This window comes from Planctomycetota bacterium, from assembly GCA_018242585.1.
Taxonomy (GTDB): domain Bacteria; phylum Planctomycetota; class Planctomycetia; order Pirellulales; family PNKZ01; genus JAFEBQ01.
This window is the reverse complement of sequence record JAFEBQ010000050.1, coordinates 24,257-35,758: the sequence shown is the minus strand read 5'-3', so window position 1 is coordinate 35,758 and position 11,502 is coordinate 24,257. Positions and strand designations below refer to the sequence as shown.

Annotated in this window: 10 protein-coding genes; 1 reads left to right on the top strand and 9 read right to left on the bottom strand. The window is 63.5% G+C overall.

Annotated features, from left to right (window positions below):
- Nucleotides 1–112: 112 nt before the first annotated feature.
- The 6 genes from JSS27_21025 to JSS27_21000 form a co-directional block, all read right to left on the bottom strand.
- Nucleotides 113–1,375: an exo-alpha-sialidase gene (locus JSS27_21025; GenBank protein ID MBS0211432.1), complete on the bottom strand. Its 1,263-nt coding sequence runs from the start codon at nt 1,373–1,375 to the stop codon at nt 113–115.
- Nucleotides 1,376–1,524: 149 nt separating this feature from the next.
- A complete protein-coding gene (locus tag JSS27_21020) occupies nt 1,525–2,286 on the bottom strand; it encodes an ABC transporter ATP-binding protein (GenBank protein ID MBS0211431.1) in 762 nt (253 codons plus the stop codon).
- Nucleotides 2,287–2,319: 33 nt separating this feature from the next.
- Nucleotides 2,320–3,504 carry a VCBS repeat-containing protein gene (locus JSS27_21015; protein ID MBS0211430.1) on the bottom strand — a complete coding sequence of 395 codons (1,185 nt, stop codon included), beginning with the start codon at nt 3,502–3,504 and terminating at the stop codon, nt 2,320–2,322.
- A gap of 139 nt (nt 3,505–3,643) precedes the next feature.
- Nucleotides 3,644–4,930 (bottom strand): molybdopterin-dependent oxidoreductase, encoded by a 1,287-nt coding sequence (locus JSS27_21010; GenBank protein ID MBS0211429.1) that lies wholly within the window; start codon nt 4,928–4,930, stop codon nt 3,644–3,646.
- A gap of 272 nt (nt 4,931–5,202) precedes the next feature.
- Nucleotides 5,203–6,252: an RluA family pseudouridine synthase gene (locus JSS27_21005; protein MBS0211428.1), complete on the bottom strand. Its 1,050-nt coding sequence runs from the start codon at nt 6,250–6,252 to the stop codon at nt 5,203–5,205.
- Between the two features lie 19 nt (nt 6,253–6,271).
- Nucleotides 6,272–7,051, bottom strand: coding sequence for a hypothetical protein (locus JSS27_21000; GenBank protein ID MBS0211427.1), 780 nt, complete (start codon nt 7,049–7,051; stop codon nt 6,272–6,274).
- 452 nt (nt 7,052–7,503) lie between these two features.
- Here JSS27_21000 and JSS27_20995 point away from each other — a divergent pair, with 452 nt between their 5' ends.
- Nucleotides 7,504–8,274: an inositol monophosphatase gene (locus JSS27_20995; GenBank protein ID MBS0211426.1), complete on the top strand. Its 771-nt coding sequence runs from the start codon at nt 7,504–7,506 to the stop codon at nt 8,272–8,274.
- Nucleotides 8,275–8,369: 95 nt separating this feature from the next.
- Here the strand turns inward: JSS27_20995 and JSS27_20990 are convergent, their stop codons facing one another.
- The 3 genes from JSS27_20990 to JSS27_20980 all read right to left on the bottom strand — a co-directional run bounded on the left by JSS27_20990 (nt 8,370) and on the right by JSS27_20980 (nt 11,499).
- Complete coding sequence (locus JSS27_20990) at nt 8,370–8,927, bottom strand: sigma-70 family RNA polymerase sigma factor (GenBank protein MBS0211425.1); 558 nt, start codon at nt 8,925–8,927, stop codon at nt 8,370–8,372.
- 210 nt (nt 8,928–9,137) lie between these two features.
- Entirely contained in the window at nt 9,138–9,473 is a 336-nt protein-coding gene (locus JSS27_20985) for a hypothetical protein (protein ID MBS0211424.1), read from the bottom strand.
- A gap of 538 nt (nt 9,474–10,011) precedes the next feature.
- On the bottom strand, nt 10,012–11,499 hold the full coding sequence (locus JSS27_20980) for a DUF1501 domain-containing protein (GenBank protein MBS0211423.1): 1,488 nt from the start codon (nt 11,497–11,499) through the stop codon (nt 10,012–10,014).
- Nucleotides 11,500–11,502: the final 3 nt, after the last annotated feature.

Sequence of the window (11,502 nt, the reverse complement as noted above, 5' to 3'; positions counted from 1 at the left end):
CGAGACCAATCGTTCCTTCAGGCGCGGCGGTTGGTCATCCAGCCCCAGACCGCCGGGTCACGGAAAACTAATGATGTTAGCAGCGAAGCGTACTGGAGCACCTACCGCCAACTCACTCGGAAGTTTTGTCTTTACCGTCGGTCAGCCATTCCAGGTTGAACCGCGCCAGGGTCAATTGACCGCCGGCAAAGTAACTGAGCCCCGAGTTGTTGCCGCCGGTGCCGTACAGACACAGGATCGTCCCTCGCGGCGTGACGGCCAGATCGCTGTACATGCTTTGGCCCGGCTCGAGCACCTTGTTCACCGGCCAGGTTTGTCCTTCGTCGTAGCTGAGCTTGACGCTCAGGTTCTTGCGATCGCGATTCTTGCCTGGCGTTTCCTTGCCGTCGGCCCGCGCCAAGTTGTCGGGATTTGAAAACAAGATGCGGTTCTTCTCGGCCGTAGGCTTCACCGAGTAGCGCACCAGGCCGGCCATGCAAATCGGTTCCAGCAGCGCAGGATCGAACCGAGGCGTGCTCCACCCGTGAGCGCCGTCCTTGCTGACCGTCACCAGCCGGCGGTGAGCGTGGGACTCGTTGCGCACGTTGAGCATCACGCTGCCGTCGGCCAACTCGATGGCCACGGTTTCGTTCGGGTCGATCCACTGGTCGGTGCGCGGCACGGCAATCTCGCCGGCCCGCCAGGTCCGGCCTTGATCGTCGCTGTAAATCGTTGCCGTGACGCTGGGGTGATGCGCGTTGCCGCCGGTGCCCGTCGACAACCAGACCGGCACCACCAAGCGGCCCGTCCGCAATTGAATGCCGTGATTCGGCCCGGTGGCAAGCACCTTCCAGTCGTAGCTTGGCTTGAAGCCGGCAAAGGCCGCGGTGATTTCGACCGGTGCGTTCCAGCTTTGGCCGTCGTCGGAGCTGCGCTGGTAGAAACAGCGTTCATATTCCAGACAGAACAACATATGCACCGTGCCGTCGCGGCCGGCAATCAACACCGGGTTGTTGTACGTAACGTCGTTTGGATCGACGTTCTTCATCCGCAGCGAAAAAGGATTCTTCGTTTTCGGACCCGGCACGTCGGCGATGCTTCGTGGCGGGCTCCAGGTCTTGCCATCGTCGGTCGAACGACGCAACAGAATGCGAATGTCGTCCCAGTCGCTCACGCCGGCCGATCGCTTGCGCGCCTCGCACCAGGCCAGCACGGTCCCTTTGCTGGTGACCACAAGGCCCGGGATGTGGTACAGCTTGAACGCGGGGTCTTCCCCCACGGTGAACAGACTCGACTTCTCCAGGAACGGCTCCGCGGCATTCGCCCGCAGCGCGAATACTACCAACATGAACACATTGCAGACGAACAGTTTGCGAATTGAGCGCGCAAAATTCATGAGAGCTTTCTCTCGTGGAAAAGTGAATTATCAGACACAGCAACCAGCATTGAAGCAATGCAAATCCGTCGCGCGGTCAATCCTTCCGCTCTCTCCGTGCCAACCTCCGTGTCTCAGTGCCTCCGTGGCGAGACTCTTTTCAGAAAGAGCTAGTGCGCCCCTTCGCCCGGTTGCGGGCCGGGGGGCGGCGACTCGACCGGGACGTTGCGCAGGTCGGACTGGACCAGTCCGTCGCGCAACCGCACCACGCGCTTGGCCCGATTGGCCACGAAGTCTTCGTGGGTGACGATGATGATCGTCTTGCCGCGCATGTTCAGCGTGTCGAACAGCGCCAGAATCTCCTGTGTCGTCGCCGAGTCCAGATTCCCGGTCGGCTCGTCGGCCAGGATGAAGTACGGGTCGTTGATTAGCGAACGGGCAATGCCGGCGCGCTGCTGTTGACCGCCCGAAAGCTGCGTCGGCCGGTGATCGAGCCGGCGGCCCAGGCCGACCATCTCGGCCAACTCGCGGCAGCGCTGTTTGTCGGCTGGCGTTAAATTGCGCCGATAGTAGAGCGGCACTTCGATGTTTTCGAGCACCGTTAATTGCGGGATCAGATTGTACGACTGAAAGACAAAGCCGATCCGCGCGGCGCGAATCTCGGACAGTTCGTCGTCGTCGAGCTGCGCCACGTCATCTTCGCCGAGCCAGTAACTTCCCCCGGACGGCCGGTCCAGGCAGCCCAACATGTTCAGTAAGGTACTCTTGCCCGAGCCCGACGGACCCATGATGGCCACATAGTCGCCAATCGGCACATCGAGCGACACCCCGGCTAGCGCGCGGACCACCTCGCCCCCCAGGTGATATTCCTTCACCAGGTCCATCACGCGGATCGCGTAGCCGGCCGCTTCGGTGGTCGAGGAGGTGCTCATCGTTTGCGCGTTGGGTAATGAACCAGAAGACCGCTACTTGATCCGGACCTGCTGGAAGTAGTGGACCCCCTTCTTGTTCGAGGTGACCACATCCAGCATGCCGTCGCCGTTGACGTCGGTCACTTCAAACTGGGTGCCAACACCGCTGTCGTCATCGAACGGGTGCGGAATCCAGCTCGCCTTGCCGTTCTCGCGCCGCAGCTCGAACCAGTACATCACCGCCGGGTCGCCCGGGTTGACGTCCCCCTTGGGACCGTGAGCCCACCAGCGCTTGCCGGTGACGAAGTCGGGCAGGCCATCTTCGTTGATGTCGGCCAGACACAGCGCGTGGGTCTGGGAGAACGTCTTGTCGATTTCGTGCGTGACCCAGCCGCCGGGCGTTTGTTCGTGCCACCAGATGCCAATCTTGTGGGCGGCCGAGCTGAGCACATCGTTGTCGCCGTCGCCGTCGAAGTCGTACACGTGCATGTGCGCGCACGGCTCGCCCAGCTTGGCCTCGTGGAACTTCCACAGCCCCTCGGCCGGGCTGGCCGGGTGTTCCCACCAACCCTGCGGAATCACGATGTCGTTGCGCCCGTCACGGTTGATGTCGCCGACGCCCAGCCCGTGCGAATACTTGGTCGTGTTCGGAGCGGCCTTCTCCGAAACGGCCTGAATGGTCCACGGCGCGAACGGATCAGCATTGCGGCGAGCGATCCCTTGCTGCCGATCGGGGCCGTCCGATTCCTTGAAGCTGGGGGCAAAGGCCATCACCAGCGCTCGGCGGCCGTTGCCGTCAATGTCCAGCAGCGCCGGGCTTTCATTGTTGGTGACGGCAATGCACTCGTGTCGCTTCCACGGGCCCGGCTCGTTCTTGGGATTCTCGAACCACCAGGTCTGCTTGCCGGGGAAGTCGACGACCATCAGATCGATCCAGCCGTCGCCGTTGAAGTCCTCGGCATAGTTCACAAAGCTGTCGCTGTACTTCAGCGGATCCCACTCCTCGGCCTTGTCGCGAATGGCGCGCAGATCCCAATTTGGCGCCGCGTAATAGACACTGCCGGCGGCAATGTCGAGCTTGCCATCGTGGTTGTAGTCGCCGACCGCCACCCCTTCGCTGCGGAACACGCCATCGAGCTTGGTCTTCTTGAAGGCGATCGAACCGCCCGGCGCCTCGGCGGCATGAATCGAGCCAGCCACGGCAGCCAGCAACACAACGAGCGTAAGAGGGCGTGTCATGGAAAGCTTTCAGGGGTAGTGCGACGCGGAAGGGTGAACCTGGCAGGCCGTTACAGTTTACCTGCTACGGCATCATATCTCTAGTAATAGCAGCACGATTCGCGGCAATGTCGCCCAGCACGCGAAGAATAAGAGCATCCTACGTCGCCCGGATGACGATCGATTCGATCGCCGCATGCCCCGATTTCTTGAAGGGGCGCGGCATGGGCTGCGCGTGCCCCTGCTCGTCGATCGTCCGGCTGCGGAACGTGTACTCGCCGGCGGGCACACCGGGCAACACCGCCGCCCAATGGGCGTTGGCCAGCCGCATCGGCCACTGCTTCGGCTTGCCCGCGTCGTCAAAGCCGTGAGTCGAGAGTGGAATCTTTCCTTCGGGCAAGCTGGCCCAACCGACCGGCGCTGGCAGCAACTCGGCATCGACCCACGGCGCTCGCGTGAAATGGGGATCGTCCCCCGCGCGCGGTTCGGCATTCGACTCGAGCGAGACTTGCACCTTCTTCAAGCCCGAGATGCCGACCTGGGCGTAACCCGAGGCCGCGATTGGCTCGCCCGCTTTGACCGACGTCGGCACAGACAACGATGCGGCAAACGTCTTCAATGGGCTGTCGACGTCGTTGCTCTGTTCGGCGTAAGTGTCGTTGGCGTGCGCCAGGTTCGACAACACCACATGCGTCAGCCATTTGACCGACTTGAAACCATACGCCTCGGGCACCACGATCCGCACCGGGCCGCCGCGCTCGGCATCGAGCCACTCGCCATTCAGCTTGTAACAGACAATCACCGGCGGCAGATCGTAAGGGTCTTCGAGCACACGTCCCACGGGCAACGAGCTGCGAAACATCTGCTTGGGGTCGTCGTTGTGATAGCCCCAGTAGAACACCCGGCGCAGATTCTCGCGCGGCCTGGTCAGCCACACCAACTCGCGCAGCGGCACCCCTTCCCACAACCCCATCCCCAGCGGACAACCCAGGTTCAAACAGGTCATCACCTTGGCGAACCGAACCGCATGCGTCTTGGCCAGCTCCATCAAGTCGTCAAAGTCGAACGCCGTTTCATCGTCGCGATTGAATTGCTTGCCCAGCCGAGCGGGCTGCTCGGCGTCGGAAATGATCGACAGCTTCCAGGTCTCGCGCGTCAGCCCGACCGCGCCTTTCTGTTCGTCGGACAAGGTGTGTGGCACCGGCTTGCCGCGCGAGACGTCGCGAAAATCGGCGGTCGGCGTGAAGTAAGGCTCGCCCCGCGCGCCGGCCTTGTCAGGCTTAGGGAGTTTCGCCGCCGGCTTGGCGTCTTTGGCAGGCGCGGCGTTCGGCTCGTCGGCCAGCGATTCGCCCACCAGACCCATCACCGCCGGCGCCGCGACACCCAGGCGCAAGAAAAACCGCCGCGTCAACTCACGATGCTCATCCAGAAACGAAATCCGCAACATGCGAAAGCCCCCGTGAGAGCGATTGTCAATTCGTTTCAGCCTGCCGATCAAGGCCGTTATTCCCGCGCAGGCGGGAATCTTGTGGTTGCGGTTACCCGCTAGATTCCCGCCTGCACGGGAATGACCTAATCGAGGCGACACGAACCGCGCGACGCATTCTACCCCCCGGCATCACACCACAACGAATCATTTACCAACTTGCCGCTCCCCTGCCCCCTCTCATCTCCCTCTCTCTGCTCCGTGCAAACCTCCGTGCCCCAGTGCCTCCGTGGCTAGTCATCTCTCTGAGGCTTCCCCCGCAGTCGATCGACGAACCGCCGCAAGTCCTCGGGCAGCGGCATGTGAAACTCGATCCGCTCCCCCGACACCGGATGATCGAACGCCAGGTCGCAGGCGTGCAACGCCAACCGCGGCGCGCCGCTCCGGTCGACGTGTTCCTCTTTGCCGCGCGCTCGGCCGTAGACCTTGTCGCCGCATAATGGGTGGCCGAGTTCCGACAGATGAATCCGAATCTGGTGCGTCCGCCCGGTTTCCAGTCGGCATTCAATCAGCGTGTAGCCGTCGAGCGTTTCGACGGGCCGGATGTGCGTGACCGACCGTTTGCCGTGCCCTTCGTCCTCGGTGCTGCCGCGGCGGCCGTCGCCACGGTCGCGGACCAGTTGCGACTCGATCGTTTGCGCCTTGACCTTGCCCGGCACCACGGCCAGGTAGCGCCGCCCCGTCGTGTGTTGCCGGAACTGAGCGCCCAGGATCCGCTCGGCCGGCACCGTCCGGGCAAAGACCATCAGGCCGCTGGTGTCGCGATCGATCCGATGAACCGGCCGCACCGGTGGCGTGCGCAGCGTGCGTCCCGGTTGCGGGCGCTGCGCGCCTCCCCTGCCCGGCTTCGTTCGGCCGGGTCGATTGGTTTGCTTGCCGGCGATTCGCTTGGCGATGATCCGTGGCAAGACATCTTCGAGCGTCGGCTGGTCCTGCTTGCGGCGCTCGGACCACCCCTGCTCTTCGCGATGACGCACGCTGGTCATGCCGGCCGGCTTTTCGACCACCACCACGTCGGCGTCGAGATAGCGAACGCGCACGTCCTGTTCGCTGACCGGCGGCGCGGTCGGATGTTCGAGTACGCGGATCACGTCGGTCAGCTTCAACCGCCGCGCCCCGTCCAGGCACAGATTGCCGTTCACCAACACGTGGCGAGTCTTGACCAGCCGCTCGATGCGCCCCCACGACTGCTTTTCACCGAGCCATAGCTTCAGGGCCGCGGCCAGCGTGGTGTTCGCCTGCTTAGGCAGAACGCGGTAGAGCTTTCCTTGCGCATCTTTCATGGCCAGGCCGCACGCTCGCTCAGGTAGTCAACGGCAACGGCGCGCTGAGCAGATCGGCGTAAAGATCGGCGGCCGCTTGCTCGTCACCGGCCCGCGGCACCCACGCCCCGCGCAGCCGCGACCGCAGGATCACCCCTTTTTCCAGGTGCGACGAAAACAACCGGTGCGAGTTCAGCCACAGGTGGGCCTCGGGTTCGTGCTCGTCGCGCGGCTGGCGTCCCAGCGTGCGGCGTTCCAGGCAATTGACCGCCGAATCGTCGGGATGGGTCATCTCGACATAGCTGAACCCGCCCCGATTGGGTCGCCACAGGACGCAGTACGTTTCGCTGTCGAGCGCCACCGCGCCGTCGCTGGCCGGCCAGCCCAGCGCGATCAACTCGCCCGGCACGTTTGGCACGCGATAGGCGTGATACGGCGCCAGCCAACTGGTGACGAGTTGTTCGGGGCAGGTTTCCCACTGTTGTGTGTTGACCGAGACTTGCAAGTCGACAACCAGCGCCGCCGGATCGCGCCACGGCGCCAGCCGCCAATAGGCTTGAATCGCCACCTCGCGCGCGCCGGTGGCCGGATAGTTCGCCACCAGATCGTTGCCTCGCACGTACGCTTCGACCGGCACGTCGCCCGTGTGTGACTCGGGCGCCACCTGCACGGCCAGGATCGTCGCGCTGGGATGAAATGCTTTTTCAAATGTCAGGCACGTCAGCCCCGCGCTCGACCGGGCCAGCGACAGCAAGCCGCGCCAACTGCCGGTCGAAAGTTCGGCCGTCGTGTCGTGCAAGGTCCAACCAGAGTCAGGCATCGGCAGTGAACTCCGTCGCGCGTTATGAAACCAGGCTCAAGCGGTCGGACATTTGCCCGTGCGCTATCCACCAATAAAAAAACCCCGCCGCTCGTGGTCAACCGAGCGGCAGGGCCGGAACAGAGAAGAGGCCGGTGATCGACTGGTCGAGGCGTTCCGGAATCAGGAATGTAACGAGGCCGTTAATTTCCCGGTCGCGTTCGACCCACGGTCACCATTTCGCCTGTATTTTAGCAACCTGCCTGACGCCTTCCAAACTTTTTTTAACCAGTTCTTGAACCGAGGCCGCGTCAGCCTGTCGGGCCAGCAGCCGCTGGTCAGCCGCCCCCCTGAACCGCTAATCTGTTCCGTGGGGGCCGATCCCCCACATTCTTTACCCAGAGCGACCAGCCGTGCCCGACCGCGAACCCGCCAGCCCGATGGCCACCCACTGGTCCCCGAGCGATGCCGATTTGACGAGTTTTCTCGACGTGGCCCAGCGCGCCGCCCGGCTGGCCGGGGACGTGCTGCTCGATTGGGCCGGTCGGTTCAGCGTCAGCGAAAAGGGGCCGGCCGATTTGGTGACCGAGGCCGACGTGGCCGCCCAGACCAGCATCCAGGCCACCCTCCTGGGCGCCTTTCCGGGCCACGGGTTCCTGGGTGAGGAAAACCTGTCAATTGCCAGCCGCGACAACGACCTGACCTGGATCGTCGACCCCTTGGACGGCACGACTAATTATGTGCATTCGATCCCGCACTATGCGGTCTCGATCGCCCTGGCCCAAGGGAACCAACCGATCGTCGGCGTGGTGTTCGACCCGGTGGCCAAGGAATGTTTCGCGGCCATGCGCGGACGGGGCGCCACGCTGAATGGCAAGCCCATGAAGACCAGCGGCGTGACGACCCTCGACCGGGCCGTGACCGCGGTCAGCTCCCCACCGGGGATCAATGCCGAGTCGCAGGAGCTGAAGGACTTCTTAAAAATCATCCTGCTGTCTCAATCGATGCGCCGCAGCGGCTCGTCGGCCTTGAACTTGTCGTACATCGCGGCCGGGCGCTACGACGCCTATTGGTCGCTCAGCGCTAAGCCCTGGGACGTGGCGGCCGGGTTCTTGCTGGTAGCCGAAGCCGGCGGACACGTCATCGAGCGCGACGGCAGCCCGATCCGCTGCGACTCGCGCCGCTTCGTCGCCGCCGCGAGCAGCGAACTGTCAAACGCGCTGCGTCAGACGCTCGACGGCTGAGCGCATAAAAAAACCGGGGACTTTCGTCCCCGGTTCTTGTTGCACTGCAACTGAATGCGACGCTCCGCGCGAATGCCTTTATGAAGCATTGCGCATTAAGCATTCATCATTTCCAACCCACTCAGTTCGGCCGCCAGCCGCTTGCGGGCGACGTGCAGCCGGCGCTTGATCGTGCCGACGGGCGAAGCAAACGCCTCGCTCATCTCGACGAGCGACTGGCCCTCGACGTAGAACGCCACCAGCGTGCGACGGTCGAGCGTGCCCAGCCGCGCCAGGCCAGCCCGGACCTGGCTCTGCCGTTCGCGGGCCAGCGCCGAAGTCAGCGGGGTTTCCTGGGTGGCGTGGGCCGCCTCCAAGTACTCGCCGGTAGTCGACGTCACCGGGCCGCGCCGCGACAGCCGATTGCTGATGTTGCGCATCGCAATCTGCCGCAGCCAGCCCGGCAAGCTGGCCGGCTCGCGCAGCTGGTGGATCTTGCGCAGCAAGGTGACGAACACTTCCTGCACCGTCTCCTGGGCCTCGGCGTGGTTCTGCAGCCGGCGCAAGGCCAGTCCGTAGACCATCCGCTCGAACCGACGGGCCAGTTCCGCGAACGAATCGTTGTCCCCCTCCTGCGCGGCGCGCACGAGGGTCGCGATCGATGCCTCGGTGATCAACTCCTCACAAGCGATAGGTGCCACGGTCGTATTCCTTGAGCAAGCGGTGCATGGATTGAATGGGAAGCAAACCAGACGCGAGTGGCGAGCACCGGCTGCGAAGCGCGAAACAACGCGCGCAACAGCCAGAGGGCCATACGCCTGGCGGTGACGTCGAGCGAGATCAGGTCGTAACGTGGAGGAACCCGGTCTGCCGGGCGACTCGCGCTACTGCCGACTCGTCGCGGCCGCAGGCGTGCGACTGGCGGCGTTAATTCGCCAACCTGTCGCCGTGGCCGTTGCTGCCGGTAGCATGGCGGCCATCGGCACGCCTGCGGGCTGCATCGACCACGCGGCTTGATACCGCGCGCCTTCATGCCGCGTAGTGCGCCATAGATGGCGCAACGCCGTTCCCAGATGGTCCGCCAAGAAGGCGAACCGCTTACCAAAGGATTTCGACGCGCACTTGTCCGAGCGCACTTCACGGCAACCGGCAACGACGTTACGGACCAGGGTCGAACCCAGTACGTTACGGACGTCGGTAACCAAGAATGAGCTACGCATGACATGCTCCTGCGCCGGGGCGACCAGCGCGTCGAAAAAAGAAAGAAACTGTCGCTCTTGTTAAAACGCTGCTTGCAAAAACCTCTGAACCAGTTCCGATCGCCGCGCGGTGAATAACCACGTGACGACGACCGGCTTGTATCCGAACTCAATTACCAAACTCGCGCCGGCAAGTCACGGCCATTTCTCGGCCACGTTCCCGCTAGCTTCAGTCAACCTCTCTAGCATACCAGCTAGACGCCGGCCGACCACGAATCGTACCCCCCCCAGGCAACACTTCGAGCATCAACGGGGGGAACGATGCTTATGAGCATTGGTCGGCAAATAAGTTCGCGCGAAAACGAAAAAAGTTACGCGGTAAAGATGAGCTTCGCCGTCAAACGGCGCGCAAGTCACTTCAGGAACACAACTTGCGACACACAAAGCAAGTCGGGGACTATTTCGCCGTGGCCAATCGCACGCCCCCGGCGACTCGCCGGGGGCTAATGAACGACAGCATTACTTGATCGTTCATCGTTTCGCGTTCATCGTTTCCCCATCACGCCAGCAGCTGCTTCACCACCTTGCCGCCGACGTTGGTCAACCGCACGTCGAGCCCTTGGAACTTGTATGTCAGCTTTAGGTGGTCGAGCCCGAACAGGTGCAACAGCGTGGCGTGGAAGTCGTTCATGTGGATCGGATCTTCGACAATGTTCCAACCGATGTCGTCGGTGCGGCCAACGACCTGACCCCCTTTGATCCCGCCGCCGGCCGCCCACAGGCTGAACGCGAACGGGTGATGATCGCGACCGGTGGCGTTGGGGTTGCCGCCGCGATTCTCGCCCAGTGGCGTGCGCCCGAACTCGCCGGCCCACACGACCAACGTGGTATCAAGCAGCCCGCGCTGCTTCAGGTCCTTGAGCAACGCCGCGACGGGTTGATCGGCCATCTGGCAATTGAACGCCAGTTCCTTGTCCAAGTTGCTGTGGTGGTCCCATGAGGCGTGATACAAATTGACGAACCGCACGCCACGCTCGACCAGGCGCCGCGCGAGCAGACAGTTGCGCGAGAATGACGCGAACACCCCTGCCCCGCCGCCGCGGCTAACTTTACTGGCCTCGTCATCGGGACGGTCGACGCCGTAGGCGTCGCGCGTGGCTTGCGTCTCGCTGGCCAAGTCGATCAGTTCGGGCGCCGCCGACTGCATGCGGAAGGCCAGTTCATAGGCGTTGATCCGCGACGCGATTTCCGGATCGTCCAGCGCCGTGAGCCGCTCGTGGTTCAAGCGCTCCAGCGCGTCGAGGCTGCGCCGTTGCATGGCGTCGCTCACGCCGGCCGGGTTGTCCAGGTTCAGCACCGGCTCGCCCTTGTTGCGGAACAACACGCCCGCGTAGCTCGACGGCAAACAGCCGCTCGACCAGAGGCTGGCCCCGCCGCTGGTCCCTCGGCCGGCGTTCAACACCACGTAGCCGGGCAAGTCACTCGACTCGCTCCCCAGGCCATAGTTCAACCACGCGCCGATGCTCGGCCGGCCGAACCGCGACACGCCCGTGTTCATCAACAACTGCGCGGGATGATGATTGAACGCGTCGGTGTGCATCGAGCGGATCAGGCAGAGATCGTCGGCGCACGTGGCCGTGTGAGGCAGCAGGTCGCTGATGTCCATGCCGCATTCGCCGTACTTCTGGAACTTGCGCGGCGAGCCCATCACGACCGCCGACTCTTTCTGGATGAAGGCAAAGCGGACGTTCTTGGTCAGCGACTCGGGCAGCTTCTGTCCGTGCAGGCGGTTCAACTCGGGTTTAGGGTCGAACAGATCGAGCTGGCTCGGCGCCCCTTCCAGGAAAATGAAGATGCACGCCTTGGCCTTGGGCGCGAAATGGGGCAGCTTCACCGTCAACGGGTTCGCCGGGTCGGGCGATTTGTCGGCCGCCAACAGCGCATCGGCCAGCAGCATTTGCAGCAAGGCCGCGCCGCCCAGCCCGCTGGCCGTCGAACAGAGAAACTGCCGGCGCGAGCGAGCAATCGCAGCATCGAGCGGATTCATGGC

Coding starts and splice junctions, on each gene's coding strand:
- JSS27_21000 (MBS0211427.1), bottom strand. CDS start 7,051: ATGCCTGACTCTGGTTGGACCTTGCACGACACGACGGCCGAACTTTCG.
- JSS27_21020 (MBS0211431.1), bottom strand. CDS start 2,286: ATGAGCACCTCCTCGACCACCGAAGCGGCCGGCTACGCGATCCGCGTG.
- JSS27_21025 (MBS0211432.1), bottom strand. CDS start 1,375: ATGAATTTTGCGCGCTCAATTCGCAAACTGTTCGTCTGCAATGTGTTC.
- JSS27_21005 (MBS0211428.1), bottom strand. CDS start 6,252: ATGAAAGATGCGCAAGGAAAGCTCTACCGCGTTCTGCCTAAGCAGGCG.
- JSS27_21010 (MBS0211429.1), bottom strand. CDS start 4,930: ATGTTGCGGATTTCGTTTCTGGATGAGCATCGTGAGTTGACGCGGCGG.
- JSS27_20985 (MBS0211424.1), bottom strand. CDS start 9,473: ATGCGTAGCTCATTCTTGGTTACCGACGTCCGTAACGTACTGGGTTCG.
- JSS27_21015 (MBS0211430.1), bottom strand. CDS start 3,504: ATGACACGCCCTCTTACGCTCGTTGTGTTGCTGGCTGCCGTGGCTGGC.
- JSS27_20980 (MBS0211423.1), bottom strand. CDS start 11,499: ATGAATCCGCTCGATGCTGCGATTGCTCGCTCGCGCCGGCAGTTTCTC.